Source organism: Alkalihalophilus marmarensis DSM 21297, assembly GCF_000474275.2.
Classification (GTDB): Bacteria; Bacillota; Bacilli; order Bacillales; family Bacillaceae_D; genus Alkalihalophilus; species Alkalihalophilus marmarensis.
Window position 1 is genome coordinate 22,460 of record NZ_ATAE01000050.1, and the last position, 16,699, is coordinate 39,158.

General features: G+C 39.1%; 24 protein-coding genes. 3 read left to right on the plus strand and 21 right to left on the minus strand.

The features are described from left to right. The first annotated feature begins 23 nt into the window (after nt 1–23). Complete coding sequence (locus tag A33I_RS17075; protein WP_022629547.1) at nt 24–800, plus strand: hypothetical protein; 777 nt, start codon at nt 24–26, stop codon at nt 798–800. A gap of 90 nt (nt 801–890) precedes the next feature. Here the strand turns inward: A33I_RS17075 and gvpU (A33I_RS17080) are convergent, their stop codons facing one another. From gvpU (A33I_RS17080) to A33I_RS17165, 18 genes are all read right to left on the minus strand, one after another. Beyond that, on the minus strand, nt 891–1,283 hold the full coding sequence (gene gvpU, locus A33I_RS17080) for a gas vesicle accessory protein GvpU (protein WP_022629548.1): 393 nt from the start codon (nt 1,281–1,283) through the stop codon (nt 891–893). A gap of 70 nt (nt 1,284–1,353) precedes the next feature. Beyond that, entirely contained in the window at nt 1,354–2,136 is a 783-nt protein-coding gene (gene gvpU / locus A33I_RS21340) for a gas vesicle accessory protein GvpU (protein ID WP_022629549.1), read from the minus strand. A gap of 21 nt (nt 2,137–2,157) precedes the next feature. After that, a complete protein-coding gene (gene gvpT / locus A33I_RS20955) occupies nt 2,158–3,051 on the minus strand; it encodes a YtxH domain-containing protein (RefSeq protein ID WP_022629550.1) in 894 nt (297 codons plus the stop codon). A gap of 15 nt (nt 3,052–3,066) precedes the next feature. Beyond that, nucleotides 3,067–3,399, minus strand: coding sequence for a gas vesicle protein (locus A33I_RS17095; RefSeq protein ID WP_022629551.1), 333 nt, complete (start codon nt 3,397–3,399; stop codon nt 3,067–3,069). A gap of 25 nt (nt 3,400–3,424) precedes the next feature. Then, nucleotides 3,425–3,709, minus strand: coding sequence for a gas vesicle protein K (locus tag A33I_RS17100; RefSeq protein WP_012960857.1), 285 nt, complete (start codon nt 3,707–3,709; stop codon nt 3,425–3,427). Next, the gene (locus A33I_RS17105) at nt 3,675–3,944 is read right to left on the minus strand and encodes a gas vesicle protein (RefSeq protein WP_022629552.1); all 270 of its coding nucleotides are present in this window, start codon (nt 3,942–3,944) and stop codon (nt 3,675–3,677) included. Before A33I_RS17105 ends, A33I_RS17100 begins: the two co-directional genes overlap by 35 nt. 13 nt (nt 3,945–3,957) lie before the next feature. Continuing rightward, nucleotides 3,958–4,764, minus strand: a complete 807-nt coding sequence (locus A33I_RS17110) for a GvpL/GvpF family gas vesicle protein (protein ID WP_022629553.1) — start codon at nt 4,762–4,764, stop codon at nt 3,958–3,960. A 5-nt stretch (nt 4,765–4,769) separates the two neighbouring features. Then, nucleotides 4,770–5,033 (minus strand): gas vesicle protein GvpG, encoded by a 264-nt coding sequence (locus tag A33I_RS17115; protein ID WP_022629554.1) that lies wholly within the window; start codon nt 5,031–5,033, stop codon nt 4,770–4,772. Continuing rightward, entirely contained in the window at nt 5,033–5,800 is a 768-nt protein-coding gene (locus tag A33I_RS17120) for a GvpL/GvpF family gas vesicle protein (protein ID WP_022629555.1), read from the minus strand. The genes A33I_RS17115 and A33I_RS17120 overlap by 1 nt, the downstream gene beginning before the upstream one ends. A gap of 42 nt (nt 5,801–5,842) precedes the next feature. Beyond that, nucleotides 5,843–6,760, minus strand: a complete 918-nt coding sequence (gene gvpN, locus A33I_RS17125; protein ID WP_022629556.1) for a gas vesicle protein GvpN — start codon at nt 6,758–6,760, stop codon at nt 5,843–5,845. Nucleotides 6,761–6,790: 30 nt separating this feature from the next. Beyond that, the gene (gvpO, locus tag A33I_RS17130) at nt 6,791–7,051 is read right to left on the minus strand and encodes a gas vesicle protein GvpO (RefSeq protein ID WP_012960863.1); all 261 of its coding nucleotides are present in this window, start codon (nt 7,049–7,051) and stop codon (nt 6,791–6,793) included. 58 nt (nt 7,052–7,109) lie between these two features. Continuing rightward, nucleotides 7,110–7,370: a gas vesicle protein GvpJ gene (gene gvpJ / locus A33I_RS17135; RefSeq protein WP_012960864.1), complete on the minus strand. Its 261-nt coding sequence runs from the start codon at nt 7,368–7,370 to the stop codon at nt 7,110–7,112. A gap of 20 nt (nt 7,371–7,390) precedes the next feature. Beyond that, the gene (gene gvpQ / locus A33I_RS17140) at nt 7,391–7,837 is read right to left on the minus strand and encodes a gas vesicle protein GvpQ (protein WP_022629557.1); all 447 of its coding nucleotides are present in this window, start codon (nt 7,835–7,837) and stop codon (nt 7,391–7,393) included. A 50-nt stretch (nt 7,838–7,887) separates the two neighbouring features. Continuing rightward, nucleotides 7,888–8,352, minus strand: coding sequence for a GvpT/GvpP family gas vesicle accessory protein (gvpT, locus tag A33I_RS17145; protein ID WP_022629558.1), 465 nt, complete (start codon nt 8,350–8,352; stop codon nt 7,888–7,890). A gap of 53 nt (nt 8,353–8,405) precedes the next feature. Then, the gene (gene gvpA, locus A33I_RS17150) at nt 8,406–8,666 is read right to left on the minus strand and encodes a gas vesicle structural protein GvpA (protein ID WP_012960867.1); all 261 of its coding nucleotides are present in this window, start codon (nt 8,664–8,666) and stop codon (nt 8,406–8,408) included. 438 nt (nt 8,667–9,104) lie between these two features. Beyond that, entirely contained in the window at nt 9,105–10,187 is a 1,083-nt protein-coding gene (rlmN, locus tag A33I_RS17155) for a dual-specificity RNA methyltransferase RlmN (protein ID WP_022629559.1), read from the minus strand. 205 nt (nt 10,188–10,392) lie between these two features. Further along, entirely contained in the window at nt 10,393–11,925 is a 1,533-nt protein-coding gene (locus A33I_RS17160) for an ATP-binding protein (RefSeq protein WP_022629560.1), read from the minus strand. A 148-nt stretch (nt 11,926–12,073) separates the two neighbouring features. Beyond that, entirely contained in the window at nt 12,074–12,565 is a 492-nt protein-coding gene (locus A33I_RS17165) for a lactoylglutathione lyase family protein (RefSeq protein ID WP_022629561.1), read from the minus strand. 113 nt (nt 12,566–12,678) lie between these two features. On the opposite strand from A33I_RS17165, the gene A33I_RS17170 reads away from it, so the two are divergent. Next, entirely contained in the window at nt 12,679–12,981 is a 303-nt protein-coding gene (locus A33I_RS17170) for a winged helix-turn-helix transcriptional regulator (protein ID WP_022629562.1), read from the plus strand. Between the two features lie 56 nt (nt 12,982–13,037). Here the strand turns inward: A33I_RS17170 and A33I_RS17175 are convergent, their stop codons facing one another. Both A33I_RS17175 and A33I_RS17180 read right to left on the minus strand, forming a co-directional pair. Further along, entirely contained in the window at nt 13,038–13,559 is a 522-nt protein-coding gene (locus A33I_RS17175; protein WP_022629563.1) for a type 1 glutamine amidotransferase domain-containing protein, read from the minus strand. A 118-nt stretch (nt 13,560–13,677) separates the two neighbouring features. After that, entirely contained in the window at nt 13,678–14,649 is a 972-nt protein-coding gene (locus A33I_RS17180; RefSeq protein WP_022629564.1) for a pirin family protein, read from the minus strand. A gap of 60 nt (nt 14,650–14,709) precedes the next feature. On the opposite strand from A33I_RS17180, the gene A33I_RS17185 reads away from it, so the two are divergent. Then, nucleotides 14,710–15,405, plus strand: a complete 696-nt coding sequence (locus A33I_RS17185) for a YetF domain-containing protein (RefSeq protein ID WP_022629565.1) — start codon at nt 14,710–14,712, stop codon at nt 15,403–15,405. A gap of 46 nt (nt 15,406–15,451) precedes the next feature. Here the strand turns inward: A33I_RS17185 and A33I_RS17190 are convergent, their stop codons facing one another. After that, entirely contained in the window at nt 15,452–16,639 is a 1,188-nt protein-coding gene (locus A33I_RS17190) for an aminotransferase-like domain-containing protein (protein WP_022629566.1), read from the minus strand. Between the last annotated feature and the right edge of the window lie 60 nt (nt 16,640–16,699).

Genomic DNA, 16,699 nt, shown 5'->3' on the forward strand with positions numbered 1-16,699 from the left:
TGACAATTAAAAAGAGGAGAAAGATGCTTGTGTTTAATGTCATCACTCAAACTGAAACGCTTGCCGTACTAAACTCTATTGGAGAAAATATCTTCATTGCAGACAATGACTTTCAGTTAGTATGGATGAATAATTCTGCCCATAAATTAATAGAAGAATTGAAAGATGATATTCAAATCTCAAATCCACATGATGTACTAGGAAAGAATTTATCAATCTTCCATCGTAACTTTAATCACCAACAACATATACTAACGCATCATCTTCCTTATCAAACAAAAATCAAGCTTTTTGGGAAGTATTCGGCCTTACTAAAAGTGACAAGACTCAAAAATGAGAAGAATGAAGAGGTTGGCTACATTCTTACCTGGGATGATGTAACAGCTGCTGAGGAAGAAAATGAGAGGCAAATGTCACTGTTAGAGCAGTTAAGCACCCCCATCCTTCCTATGGCTGTCGATGACTCCCTGCTAGTTCCCTTGATCGGAACATACGATAGCAAGCGCTTTGACCTGTTGCAGCAAAAATTATTAAACGAGTGCGCCAAACTGGGGATAGAGTACGTCGTTTTTGATTTCAGCGCGATGATAGTTGAAGATCATGATCTAGTTGTCAATCAAATTGCAACAATCTCAGAAACGGTGTCTTTAATTGGCGCAGAGCCTATATATGTAGGGTTTCAAATACCGCTTATAAAGAACTTAGTAGCACAAAAAGTGAAACCAGAGGCCAAAATATATGGCTCTTTCAAGCAAGCCTCGACTTATTTACTTAAGAAAACTGGTTACCTGAGCTCTTAAAGATACTAATAAAAGAAGCTGCTCCTAAGGGGCAGCTTCTTTCTTATTAATTAATAATTTTCAGACGGAACCTGTTAGGACCCTCTATTTCTACGAGGTATTAGTAATCCTCCCTAGAAAGAAACCATCCACTTCACTCAACTTCCCTCTCCATGATCTAACGCCTGATTGTGGAATAGGATTGCTATCACCATAATAAATGTCAGCATGCTTTAAGTGAATAAAATTCGCCTCTTCATTTCCACTTTTTCCTGCTTCTTCACTTGCAGATGCCATCTGCTTAGATATAGCTTGAATTATATCATCGCTATCCTCAAATCCTTCACTCAAGTCCATAAAATAATCCTTTGCAGACATCAACGTCCCTGTTATAAGACAACCTTTCATTTGTAATGTAAGGTCTAACGTAAACCCTCGGTTATTAGCTGCCTGCACGAAAAATTCAAGAATGGGATCTTTCTTTAGAACTAAATCATTCCTCACCCTTCCATCTCCTCTCACCGTGCAGCCTAAGGAAGTCGATATGGTTAACGCTTATATAAATTTATCGACTTTACTCTTCTTTTTTGGAGCTTTTGCTAGTTTTTTTTGTATTTGAAGAACGTTTTGATCTAGAAGAATCCTTTGACTGACCCGATTTCTTTTCTTCTTTTTCTTTTTCTTGTTCCGGCTCCTCTTCTAGATCCTCTTCTTTCTCTTCTTCTTTCTCTTCCGTTTCTTCACCGGATTCCTCATCTGTTTCGCCTTCTTCTTCACTAGAAGGATCTGTGCTTTCTTGCTCTTCCTCTTCTATCCTTTCATCTTCCTCAGATTCTTCCTCAGGCACTTTTTCTTCTTGATCTTTATCATCATTTTCTTTTCCGAATAACCCTTTAATATTCTCTTCTAGTTGGTCTAAGCGATTGTTCAGCTTGTTGCTGCTATAATCCTGGTCTTCCTGTTCTTGATCCGAGGTGGCTTCCCCAGCAGAAATCTTCCCTAAAAAGAAACCGTCTACTTCACTTAATTTTCCTCTCCACAACACTTCTCCCTCTGAAGGAGTAGGCTCGCGATCTCCACAATATACTTGCGCATCATTTAAGTGGATAAAGCTTGCAGGAGACTCTTCATCGCCTTTTGCAGCCTCCCCTGCTTGCTTTAACTGCTCACTGAGGTGATTTGAAATATCATTTCCACCTTCAAACTTTTCACTTAATAAAGAAAAGTATTCTTTTGCTGAGATCATTGTACCGGTAACCATAGCTCCACCGACATTTAACGTAATATTTAAAGAAAAATCATGCTTATTCGCTGCGTGCACGAAATATTCTAGTATACTATCTTGTGCATTACTCATATGACCATCTCCCTTCTCAACTTATTTTGACGAAGTATCATCATCACTTGAGAGGGTTGTACTATTTTTAGATTTAGATTGTGATGATTTTTTTGAAGAAGTACGTTTTCTTCTTGTGTTTCCTTTTTTACTTGTTGTATTTTTTTTCGCTGAATCTTTTTTATCCTCTTCATCAGAATCCGATTCATCATCAGACTCTTCCTCTTTTTCATCTTCGTCTGAGTCTTCTTCTTTATCCTTACTATCATCGTTCTTAGAAGACTTGTCTTCCTTGTCTTCCTTGTCTTCTTCTTTGTCTTCTTCTTTCTCTTCTTCATCATTTTCTTCTTCATCATTCTTTTCTTCATCATTCTTTTCTTCTTTATTCTCATTTTGACCGTCTGCTAATTTTGTTAACATTTCTTCTAGTCTGCCTAGACGGTCATGAAGGTTTTCATTTTCTTCTTTCAATGCTTCATAGTCTTCACTGTTAGAACTTTCTTCTGTGCTCTCAGAGTTCTCAGCAGCTGTATTTTCTTCTTCATTTGTTTCCTCATTTGTTTCTTCATTTGTTTCTTCATTTGTTTCTTCATTTGATGATTCTTCTTCATTATCATCGTTATCTTTTGAGTCATCGTTGTGGTTAAATAAGTTCATAGCGGAATTCTTAATCGAATCTGCCGCTTGCTTCGATTTTTCTTTTGCCATTTGACCGAAATCTGATCCTTTGCTCTTTAGCTTGTCGCTGTCGATGCTATCTTTAATTCTCTTTGCGTTCTCTGGTGTAGCTAAATAACCAACTGTTGCTCCAATTAATCCACCCGCAATGGAACGTTTAATCGCACTGCCGTTTGAACCATTTTCCTCGTTCGATGCACCTTCATTATTTGTTTGCTGATCCTCTGTTTGATTCTCTACTTTTTGTTGTTCTGCCATGATAAAAACCTCCTATTAATAATTAAACTCTGTATTATTTAAACGATTTGTATTCAATTTATTTTCAAGAGACTCTAATCTCTCTTTTAACTTCTCATTTTCTTCTTCTAAAGCTTTTGTGCTGTTATTTGAGGCTTTTGAACTTAAGTAAGGGTCTGTTTCCCACCAGTCCATACCAATTTCTTTTGCTTTATCAACTGAGGCTACAATTAAACGAATTTTAATCGTTAATAGCTCCACATCAGCAATACCAACTGTGATATCACCTGCAATAACAACGCCTTTATCTAATATTTTCTCTAACACATCTACAATCGTGCTTGACTGCATCGAGTGTTCGACTGCCATAATTAAGTCCTCCTTACTAATCTAGTTAAAGCAAACTTCCTAGGGGACCGAGGTCAATGTTTAAGTCATCGGCATCAAGGCCGAAAATACTTTTTAACTCTTCCATTTTCTCTTCTAAATTCATTAAAGCTTCACCTAAGTTTTCAATTTGTTCATCCGTTAACGTACCACCTTCAACACGCCGCATTGCATGCCGCTCAACAATCTGTCGCAAGAGCTCGATAACGGTGAGAACTAGCTGTGCTAAGCCATGTTCAGCTTTATCAGGATCTAAATTAATTCTTCCATTTGTTCGGCTGGCCGGTTGCATCCATTAACTCCTCCCTTTGTAAATCGAAGTTTTCTGATGAAACAGGAGTGTTCTGTTTGGCCTGAACGAGAGACTCTACAGAGGCAATTAAAACTCTTAAATCTAGATAAACTAAATCTACTCCAGCAATAGAGATCACTAAATCAGCTTTGATCGCCACTCCCTTATCAAGAATTACATCTAAAATATCAATCAATGCGATATCTTTGTCCTCAATTGATTCTCTTAGAGACATATTGATTCCTCACTTATGAAAACTGGGAAAAGTGGTAGGCTGGCCATGGACCCGATGCGACAAACTGCCATCCCTTTTCTCCCATTTTCTTTTCATAGTCTTGAATTTGTTCTAAGAACGTTTCTACCTTTTCTTTAGGAATGAGATATACTCCATTCCACGTCATGTTCTCTTTCTTTCCGGTTACATCCTTGTTCCAGTTTCTTTTCACTGTACCTTGCAAAACATAACCGAGCAGATGATTATGGACCTCTTCACCGACACGTTCTTTCTCAGCTTCTGCTTCCTCTGCGATGACTTTATCTAGTTTTTTATTCTCAAAAAACTGCTTGCCTCTCGGTAACTCTTTAATCTCTTCTTTTCTAGCTTCCACTGCAGGGTTATTCTTTGCTACTTCTTCATGAAGCAGCTGATCGTCGCAATAGACCTTAACATTCCACTCTTCGTTGCCTTTAAGAGAGCTGAACGTTTCAGCAAGTTTTATCTCTTGATCTTCAATAGTTTTTATTAGACTCTCTTCTGATTTATACAACGTACAAAATTTAAGTGGAATTGTCGTATAGCTTTTAGCTAACTGCATCACGGTTTCATGGTGATGGAAGGCTTTTTCCTGAAGCCACTCCATATCTTGATCAACACGTTCTTTGATCTTCTCTTCTGAATACTCACTACCATCTAATTTGCACACCACAGCACTATGCTGCCCTATTTGGATGGGATAAAGCTCACCCTCTTGATCAAACCCTTTCATTGGTGGAAGCGGCTCGCTGCTTAATTCAGATGTTGGAATGAGTCCATATAAATAAATTAATTGTTCCATCTTTCCTACTCCTTCTCTCTTCGCTGAGCCATCTGCTCCCACTGTTCAATCTCAAGCTGTTTCGCCACTTCATATCGAGTAAGCAGCTCTTCTTCCTTTGCTTTATAAGCTTCCTCAGGAATTTCGCCAAGTTCATACATCATTTGGAGCTGGATCAGTTTTTGTTGAATCGTCGGCAGATCATAAAGCTCTTTATCTGTTTCTTCTTTCACTTTCTCACCGATTTTTATAACTAGGTTAATAGGGGCCGTTACTAGCTTATGAATCATCAGCTTTCTTCTACTTTCAACCTGATATTCACAAAATTATAGGCTGGCCATGGACCTGTATAATTAAAGTCCACTTTGTCATTCCACTTTTCATGAGCCTCATTAACCTTTTGATCAAATTCTTCTTCTTTATCCCGATCGACGAGAAAAGAGGCGTTTAACAGCATCGTTTCTCCTATCGGATCATTGGCTTTTGCAGCCACTCCCGCCTTTTCTAACGGCTCATAGACCTTTTCCTTCACTTCGTTTTGCAAGGTCTTCATAAATTGTTGAGCGGCGTCTCCAATTTTAATCCGCTCATAATAACTTGCTGCTTCAGATTTCCCTTTAACAGAATGCGCCATCTTCTCTAAATTTGTATTTTCCTTCACTTTAGCTTCTAGCCATTCTTTTTTAGCAATCACCTTTAGTCCGACTTCAATTTTTCCTTTTATTTCTGGAAACAGCTTTGTAAATTGGGGATATAAATTCTCAAGTAATACTCCCACGTCTTCTGATGACTGAAATACATTACCAAAACTAACAGGAATAACTGTGTCTTTTTTGTCCATTACGACCGAAACAACATGTTGATGCATCATCAGATTCTCTTTGTTTGGGTGATAGATCTTCATTGGAACATCTGCTGCTACCATCGCGGCATTTTTATAACGCACCGTAAAAAGCTTTCGCTTCTCGCCTTCAATTTCTACTTCTCCAAAATCATCATCTACATCCGTCTCTATCCCGCAAAATATATACGTACCCATTTTTGTCTCTTGATTCATCCTTAAAAACCCCTTTATTTATGCTATTTCTATCTCCTGACCTTAATTAGAGATATTCATTTGTTTTAGTGCTTTCACTATTAGTTCTTCTGCTGCTTTGATTGGTTGCTCTGTTTCTATACAGCGGCTTAGTTGATGACTTAGGATGTCTAAGCATAACTGCTTGAACTCCTCATTTTCTCCATCAATGGCTATGCCCTCTTCTACCACCAGTTTCGCAATCATGAGTGAAGCTCTTAAACTTGGTCCGTTCTCACCTGAACACTCATCTCTTAACCTCGAGACAAGAGTCGTAATCTTCTTGGCCTGACTCTCTTCAAGTCCATATTTACCCGCTGCAATATTCGCTTCATAGTCTTGATCTTTATAATCCACAACAATCGATATTAAACGATCTAATAAAGCATCCTGGGTTTTAAACACTCCGGCATATTCTTCTGGATTACTTGTGAAAATGACTCTAAAATCAGGATGAACAGGAACAAACGGCTCGGTTTTCTTTGAACCGTACAGGGGCAAGATCTTCTCTTCAAGAATGGATAAAAATAGATTATTAGTTGTAGGCTTAGATCTTGTGAATTCATCGTAAACAAGCGTATAGCCATGTTTAACCGCTTCAAGCAGCCGTCCATCTCTCCATGTTTCTTGGACATTTTCGTCCTTTTTGTAAACAGAGCGTATATAGTTATCAACGATTTTCTTACTTGTATAGCCTGTAAAACCACCAATTAAATCTTTATTATCTAACTCATGATTCCCATGAATCAGCATAACCGGACGTCTCCTCCTCTTAGCAAGGGCGAGTGCCAGAGATGTCTTCCCGGCCCCTGTTGGACCTGTGTAATGAATAGGGTAGCCTGCTTTTAAATAACGCAAGGAGCGAGTTAGCAGCTGTTTTGTGTCCTCATCTTGGATTAGAGCTTCAGTTTTTGTTTTAACTTTATCTTTTAATACAGTCACTAGGCATCCCTCCTACTCATTACTATTCTTTCATTGATCTATGGCACTTCTGTAACGCACCTCACGTCTTCTAAAAGAAGTCACTTCCTTATCCTCATTTAGAGCTACATCGTATACACCGATCATTTCGTCTTTTGCATACTTTTTCATATATTCCTTTTCTTCAATGACTTCAACAATTAAGTGCCAGCCGCCATTCTCCGCTTCTTCTACTGCCGTTATTTTATGAAGAGGCGCAACGTGTTCATTGAAGAAGTCAGCAACATTATTCATAATTTCTTTTATTCCCATAGTGCCCTCCTGCTTATCAGGCAATGTGCAGCCGACTTAAGCCGGCCGACCACGCCATTTAAATACTAAATGCAGCATTTCGTTCATTTGGCTGCTCCGGCAGCCCTTCCTCTTCTACCTCATCACGCAGGAGACCTACTGCTTCTGCATAACGTAACCAAGTATCCACACTTGCGATAACGACACGTGCCTCAACTGTTAAGATCTCAATTCCTACCACCGAAACTCTCACAAAAGCATCAATAACAATCCCCTTATCTAGAATCCGGTCAATCACCTCTGCTAAACTTGAACTATCGGTACTTTTTTGAACAGCCATTCTTTATACCCCTTTCTAAATTAAGAACCCATTGTCTTAATATCATTTGAAGATTTGATATCCTTTGAGCTCTTCACATCTTTATAACTTTTGATGCTTGAGACTCCTTTAATCTGGCTGACACCTTTTATTTTTTTGTCATCTTTATCATTCTGATTTGATTTGATTTTTTCCTGAAAGTCTTCCCCGGCTTCTACTACATTGCCTATCTTATCTTTCACTTTCAGTAAGGCATCTTGTGCTTTCGCTTTACCTTCTTCTGCCTTATCATGCAGCTTCTCTGCGCCCTCGTCTTTCGCATCTTCAAGCTTATCAGTCGCATCATCAGCCTTATCTTGGACATTTTCAACAAACTTTTCTTTTGCTTTATCTTTGACCGTATCTTTTATTTCTTCTTTGATTGGTTCTGGAGTATATTCGATAAATTTTTTAGCCGCTTTGCCGGCAGCTTTTTTAAATGTACCCATCGAATGCCTCCTTCTCTATTCCGAATCGATAATGCTAAAATCAATCAACGCTATTTCTTAGACTCTACTAGGTTGTTCAGCATCTCTTCGATTCTTTCTAAACGATCATTTAATTGCTTGTTGTCCTCTTTTATTTCCTCGTATTCAGAAGAAGACTGCTCTTGTGAAGATTCTTCTTCCTTGCTCTCATCTTGTTGCTCGCCTTCTTGATCCTCTTGTTGTTCGTTTCTTTTCTTTGGTAGAAACCCTCCGCCGTTCATATAACCGGTGGCCGTTTGTCTAAAGCTGTTAACTGCTTGCTCCATTAAGATTTCTTGAGCTGTTCTTTTTATTTCTTTTCCTGCCGACCTCATTACTTCAGACTCACTTAAACTTTTCATTACTTTCTTGCTTGTACCTGGACTTGATAATAAACCGATTCCTGCTCCGACTACCCCGCCGATCAATGCTAAGTTCATAGAATTCGTTTGGTTGTTTTTCTCTGTGCTTTGTTTGCTCTCTTCTTTTGTTGTCATATCCTTTCAACCTCTTTTCTTATAAATGTAATAAATTATATCTTTATATACCTTTAGAAACTAAATTGCGGCTGTGTATTCTGACCTCTCTCGGGCAGGCCTTCTTCCTCCACTTCATCACGCAAAAGCCCTACTGCTTCTGCATAACGCAGCCAAGTGTCCACACTAGCTATCACAACCCTCGCTTCAACAGTTAAAATTTCAATTCCAACTAATGAGACTCTGACAAAGGCATCAATAACAATTCCTTTATCTAAGATTCTGTCAATCACTTCTGCCAGACTTGAACTATCCGTACTTTTTTGAATACTCATCTAGCTCACTCCTTTATGGATTGTTTCTTGCGCTTAATCATAGGCTTGATCATTACCAAACGAAGAACAACCAAATTCTGTCGGCTACGAGTCTATTCCTTAGAAAATAATGATTAAAACGAGTCTTTAGTATCGTTTAAATTAATTACCAGTATTTTCATTACAAACAGGGTTAGTTTTACAACTTAAGCCATCAGGAAATCATACAGGTACTGGTTTTAGCGACATTTTATTAACATTTCATTTCTTGTTTTGAAATATTTTGAAGCAATGTTGCCAGTCTAACAAACGGTTCTTAAGTCACAAGGATGACATAGAAAATAGTTATGTAAATTCTTACATATAGATAGTTTTTACCTTGCCTTGTGATAAACACAAAAAAACGAACCTGTTTAAACAGGTTCGCTTTAGATTTAAGCATGTTGAGTAAGCACATAATTATGCTTTAACTTTTGATTTTGATTTGTCTTTTTTAATTTGTTTACTTCTTAGCTGACCACATGCTGCATCAATATCTGTTCCGTGCTCAAGACGAACACCACAGTTAATGCCATTTTTCTTTAGTTCATCATAGAAGCCTAAAATATCTTCTTTAATGCTTCGTTGATACTGACCATGCTCATCAACTGGGTTGTACGGAATTAAATTGACATACGTTAAGTGACGTTTATCTTTGAACATATCTGCAAGCTCTTTTGCATGCTCTCGTTGATCATTAACGCCTTTTAACAAGATATACTCAATCGTAATTTTACGATTTGTTTTCTCAAGATAATAATCAATAGCTTTCATCAGCTTTTCAATCGGAATCGCCTTGTTGATCTTCATAATCTTCGTTCTTAGCTCGTTATTAGGAGCATGAAGTGAGATCGCTAAGTTTACTTGCAGCTTAAGGTCTGCAAACTCATAGATCTTATCTGCCAATCCGCTTGTAGATACCGTAATATGACGAGCTCCGATAGCAAGTCCTTTATGGTCTTTCACTACTTCAAGGAAATCAACCATATTGTCAAAGTTATCAAATGGCTCACCAATCCCCATCACAACAATGTGACTGACTCTCTCGTCTTCTCCAACACTATCTAAGTGATGCTGAACATTCATAATCTGTTCAACGATCTCACCGCTTGATAGATCACGGCTTTTCTTTAACAGGCCGCTCGCACAGAAGCTGCAGCCGATATTACAGCCTACTTGAGTCGTGACACAAACAGACAAACCGTATTTATGCTTCATTAAGACTGTTTCAATTAAGTTGCCGTCATACAGTTTGAAGAGGAATTTAATGGTACCGTCACTAGATTCCTGCTTCACATGCTCAGTTAGAGTAGAGATTACAAAATTCTCTCTTAAAAGCTCTAGACAGTCTTTATTTACATTATTCATCTCATCAAAGCTTTTCACACGTTTTCTATATAACCAGTCCCAAACTTGAGTCGCACGGAATTTCTTATGTCCGCGCTCCATCAGCCATTCAGTCAACTGATCCATCGTTAAACCGTAAATGGATTCTTTATGCATGTAAAACCCTCATTTCAATTTATATATTTCCCAAAGTCTAAGTGACATCTATTATAAGCCAGTGTATACACAACGTTGCATCTCTTCATTGTCCCATATCTAGAGAACACCCTCAACCATCGTGCCCTGAAAAGACACACTATAACCCATTATAAGGATTGCCAAAGTTCTTGACAATCCTTAATGCTGTGTCTCTATATGGAAATTACATACGTTCCCCGTTATGTCTAGGGAGAGTAAGGGTGACGACAACCCCGCATTCTTCCCGATTTTTAATAGAAAGAGAACCTTCATGTTCTTTCATAATTGAGGATGAGATCATCAACCCAAGCCCAGTGCCTGTTTCCTTTGTTGTATAGAAAGGAGAACCAATTTCACATAGCATCTCACTCGGGATCGGAGGACCGTCATTTTCAATATGAATATACACCTGATCTTTAATAGTGGATAATGTAATCTCAATGCATCCTTTATATTCTATCGCTTCAATCGCATTTTTAAACACATTGATCAGCACTTGCTTTAATCGATTATAATCTCCGTAGATCAGAGGGGTATGATTATTATTCCAGTTCACATTAATCTTGTGAGTCATACAAATTGATTCAAATAACAAGATCACTTCTTCGATCAATTCTTTAATAGAAATAGGTGCAAGCTCTGCTGCACGAGGTTTTGCAAGAATTAATAACTCCTCGACAATTCCATCCATCCGCTTCAATTCAGCCTGCATCATCTCTTTATGATGAGAGTTTTCCATTAACTGTGTAAAGCCTGACAACACGGTAATTGGATTGCGGATCTCATGAGCAATGCCAGCTGCTAGTTCTCCGACTACCTTCAGCTTCTCAGATTGTCTTAACTGAGCTTCTGTACGCTTACGTTCAGAAATGTCCCAGATCATCATTAAATAAGCGACAACCTTTCCGTTTGTATCTTTAATATAGGAAATGGCAATGGCTACTGATAATGGCTTGCCTTCCCTAGATTTATGTATCATCTCAAGCTCAGAGGTTGCTTCCCATTGCGGCGGAATAAATTCATTAATATGATGACCAACCAGCTCCTCATACTCCCACCCGTATAAAGAACTAAATGACTCGTTTACGTTTATAATCTTTCCATTTGAATCATAAACCACAATAGCCTCACTCGTTTGTGTAAAGAAAGCATCCAAATAATTCTCAGTGGACGCAAGCTTCTCCTTCGCCTGCTTCTCTCCTAACCTAGCCTTCACCCATAAGCTTTTTGTAAATTTAATATGAAATAAAAAGAACATCATCATAATGATCGACAAGGCGATAATATAAGCAATATCAACAGGCTCAACGGTAGTAAAGATCTCTTCAAACGAGGTATAAAAAAAGTATGTTAACGAAAAAATCGCCAGTACACCTGAGAAGATCGTTACCCCGTAATGCTGGTATAGGGATGTAATAATAATTCCAAGCAAGATATAAATATAGTTTACTAAATACGGAAACTCTACATTCAGTACAAATAAGTAGAAGAACATCGTAAAGGAGATAATATACATCATCCAGTATTCATTTTTAAGCAGCTTTCTTACAAACATCAGTCCAATTAATAAAGAAAAACCGACTGGAGGCCACTTAGATGAATACACCGGATCAAATATGAAAACAGCCATCGTCAATGCATATGAGAGCCATAATACTATGATCATTAATCGATTTCGTTTCTTTATAAAGGACTTAATATCCGCCTCTACTCCCATACGTTCCTCACCCACTCTGCCTAATCAGGTCTTATCTACTACTTAAAATACCATAAATTAGTACAAAATTACATACATAGTTAATAGGTAAGGAAGATAGGTATAAGGAACTTCCTGCAGTCCTTGAACTGCAGGAGTCAGCATTCTCTTAATAAGCTCCCTCAGAGTAAGTGAGCTCATATGAATGAGAGTAGATTTCAACCAGGTTGCCAAATGGATCCTCGCAGTAAACCATACGGTAAGGTTTTTCACCTGGATAATACTCACGAATCGGCATACGTTGTTTTCCGCCAGATGCTTTAATCTTCTCAACAAGACCTTCAATATCAGGGTCTTGAACACAGTAATGGAAAATACCCGTTTTCCAATACTCAAAATTATTTTCAGGGTCTTCGTTTTGAGGAAACTCAAATAGTTCGACACCTATTCTATCCCCCGTAGAAAGGTGAGCAATTCGGAATTTCTCCCACCCCTTACCAAACACATCTGTACACATAATGCCAATAGCAGAATCATCCTCTATCACTTCGGAGGGTTCCATAATAACGTACCACCCCATTACTTCACGATAAAATGCAACTGCCTCATCTATATCAGGCACTGATAAGCCAATATGAGAAAACGTTCTTGGATAAGTCATTCTTCTTCCTCCTATGTCTAAAATTCTTTATAATGTTTTATGTTAATTGATGATTAACACCCTTACCAGTACGCACTTTCAAGTAACGGTAATGTAAGAGAGGAGAGGCTTGAGTGAAACCAGAATTTTTTCCTGTAAACCGTGCATTGACTATCATTGGCGGCAAATGGCGTCCTCAAGTTTATTGCGCGTTAGAGAAAGGGCCGAAACGATTTTCTGAATTAGAACGTGCTATACCAGAAGTAAATCGTAAAGTCCTAACAGACCAATTAAGAGAACTAGGAAGTCTTGGTATGATTAAACGAACCGAATACAGTGGAAAAACTCTACATGTTGAGTATGAGCTAACAAAAAAAGCATATACACTGCAGCCAACGATGAAACAACTATGCAGCTGGGGGAAAAATGCCGATTGAATGGCTTTACAATCTACGAAAACCCCGCTTATTGACAGCGGGGTTTCTTCAAATCGTTATGACTCGAGAACTTTAATGAATTCTCTCATGTAATCTGGAAGGTCAGGCGGGCGGCGGCTGGATACGATATTACCGTCTACAACAACTGGCTCATCAACCCAAGTGGCCCCGGCATTCATCATGTCATCTTTTATTCCAGGAGTACTTGTCACCGTCTTGCCCTCAAGGATTTTCGCTGAGATCAAAACCCAGCCAGCATGGCAAATTTGCCCGATCGGCTTGTTCTGCTCATTTAACGTACGAACCATATTCAACACGGAATCAAATCTTCTTAATAAGTCAGGAGACCAGCCTCCTGGCACTAAAATCGCGTCATACTCTTCTGGATTGATTTCTTCAAATGAGTACTCTGAAACAATCGGCACTCCGTATTTCCCGATATAAGTTTCATTCGCTTTTTCACCTGCAATATGTACCTCTGCACCCTCTTCACGCAAGCGCAGAACAGGATACCATAATTCCAGGTCTTCAAAATCCTTACTGACTATTTGAATGACTTTCTTGCCTTCTAGCCTCATTATTAGTATGCCTCCTTAATAAATGTAGTGCTCTTTACTGCCTTTATCGTGACAGAATCATTTGGTTAGTGCAAACACTCAGGTCATCCATCGCTGCATAACGAGTGACACCAAAGATTTACTGAGAAGAGGGACCAAACCGTCCCATTCTGAAGTCATTAAAGGCTTCATGAATTTCATCTTCTGTATTCATCACAAACGGCCCGCGAGCTACTACAGGCTCATTAATCGGTTTACCTGTATAAATAAGCATTCTTGATCTTTCATTCGCCTTAATATGCAAATGATCAAACGCATCGTCACTTGCCTCTTTTTGATATGACAGCAGCCCGGCTTCTGTTTTCCCCATTGTCACTTTATCTGCAAAGGTCATTTCTCCTTGGAGCATATAAATATGGCCGTTATGATTTTGGGGCAGTTTGAGGGAATAGCTCTCCCCTTCTTTTAAGTAGAGCTCAAACATATTAATTGGCACTAATGAATCCATCGGCCCTTTAATCCCTTCTGCTTCTCCTGAGTAAATACGCAGATAACCGCCATCTATTTCTACTCTAGGGGCGTCTTCCACCAGTACATTTTGATAGGATGATTCCGTTCCTTTTAACGCTTTAGGTAAATTCAGCCACAGCTGCAGCGTGTGAATAAGATCATCATCCACTGCTTCCTCAGCATGGCGCGCCCCGCTTCCGGCATTCATATACTGTACATCACCTGCATAAAGCACTGAATGGCCTCCATTGTTATCTGTATGTTCTAACCTGCCATCAATAATATAAGTGATCGTCTGGAATCCTCGGTGCGGATGATCCGAGAACGTCCCTCGCTTAAACCAATCATCAGCCATTAAGATAAAAGGATCGTACTCTGCCATCTTATCCGGCGGGAGAACCCAGCCTTGCTGGACATGCGGATATCCATTCTTATTGTATTTCACCTTCCAATGATCACGTATCACACGTTCACCATCTGTACCCATTGCAAGACACCTCCAGTTATTTGCTTCTTTTAGCATACATAGATTGGCAAAATAAATACAAATCATTCGTCTTAAAGAAGAGTAACTTTTAAAGGTTATCATCGTCGGTTGCATAAACTCCTCCCTCCTTGTCCATAACTAGTAATAAAAACTAGTCTGCTAGGGGAGGATTGTATGGAGCCGGGTTTTATGGATATGTCGATTAAAATTGTAATAGGATTCTTTTTGCTTTTCTTGATTACTAGATTACTTGGCAAAACGACGATCCGTCATTTAACTCCGTTTGATTTTGTCTCGGCTATTGTATTATCAGAGCTGCTAGGTAACGGAATATTTGAGACGAACGTCAGCATTTTCTATATCATTTACGTTGTTCTCTTATGGGGATTTCTAATGATAGTGATGGAGAAGTATTTGTTAAAGCACCGTTCTGTGAGGGGCCTTTTAGAAGGGAAGCCGTCCATCATCATTCGTAACGGCAAGCTTGACCGAGAGCAGCTTAAAAAGAACCGTATGAACATTAATCAGCTGCTTAGTTCACTGCGTCAAAGCGAAACTTTTTCTCTGCGCGAAGTCGCTTATGCAATTTTAGAGTCTAACGGTTCGATCAGCATTTTAAAGAAAAATAAATATCAAAAGGTAACCCTTGAAGACTTAAACCTACCTGTAAGCACTACATATCTTTGCACCACATTAATTACAGATGGGGAAATTATAGATGATAACTTAAAGGAGCTTGGTTTTAATCATGACTGGCTGATGAGTCAGCTGATCTCTCATGGCTACAACAGACCAGAAGATATCGTTTATGCCGATTGGCTGTATGACGATGGCATCTATATCGTGCCCTACCAATCAAAAAAAGCATAGAAGACCTCGTATAATCACGATTCGATTCCTCTATGCTTATTGATTATTAAGACCTTTTTAGTACGTTAGCAAGCAGCTTAACTCCCTCTACAAGCTCGTCTTCAGATGCATAGCTAAAGGAAAGTCTCAAATATGCTGCTTTCTCATCACTAGGTAAGAAAAAGTACTTTCCTGGGACATATGCAACTCCCGCATCTAGCGCTTGATCTAATAAATGAGCTGTATCCAAATCATCAGCCTTCACCCAAATAAAGTACCCTCCTTTTGGAACATTCCAAGACACTGAATCAGGGAGATGTTCTTCAAGCGCTGAGATCAGCACGTCACGCTTTTGTTGATATGCAGTACGTAATGTATAGAGGCGCTCATTCAAATCAATCTGCTCCAAATAAGCAGCCATCGATGCTTGGGCAAATGGCTGATCTAGATCTTTTTTAAACCAATTTAGAGCATCCGTAAATTCTTTTCCTGCTGCAACCCAGCCGATTCGCATGCCAGGTGCGACTACTTTTGATAACGAGCCCACATGCAAAACACGATTCGATTGATCCAATGATTTAAGCGTTGCTTCTGGCTTCTCAAAATATAAGTCTCCGTACGCATCGTCTTCTAAAACGAGAAAATTGTACTCTTCAGCCAGCTTAATCACATGCTTGCGTCGTGCGGCAGTCATCGTTGTACCTGTTGGGTTATGAAAGGTGGGTATCGTATATAAAAGACGAGGCAGCGGCATATCCTTTGCGCTCCGATCCTCAAGCATCTTTTCTAATTTCTCAGTTTGAAGCCCCTGCTCATCTATTGGGATGCTGATAAAATGGTTCGTGTAGTTTTGAAAAATTTCGAGTGCCTCCATATAAGTAGGAGATTCAACAGCCACTACACTATCCTCATCAATGAAAACCCGGGCAATCAGATCAATCGCTTGGCAGGCACCAGAGGTAATCAACAGTTCCTCTTCTTCTAAATCCATGCCGCGCTCTTTCAATCGATGATTAATTTGCGTTTTTAATTGGTCAATTCTAGGGCTGCCAAGATAGTGCAAAGGCAGGTCCCCCTCTTCTTCGAGCAGTCTGTTCACTGCTTTATTAAGCTGCTCTACAGGCACTAAAGAGGGATCAGGATACCCCGAAGAAAGACGTATACATTTCTCCGGCAGCTGAGGCATCCAGCTTCCCGGAGGATCGTTTTGAAGAGCTGGTTTACTATGCTTTGATAAAAAAGATTCAATGTTCACATTATCACTCCTATATGATCACGGACATTATTCGTCATAACATAATGAAAAGCATTGGTA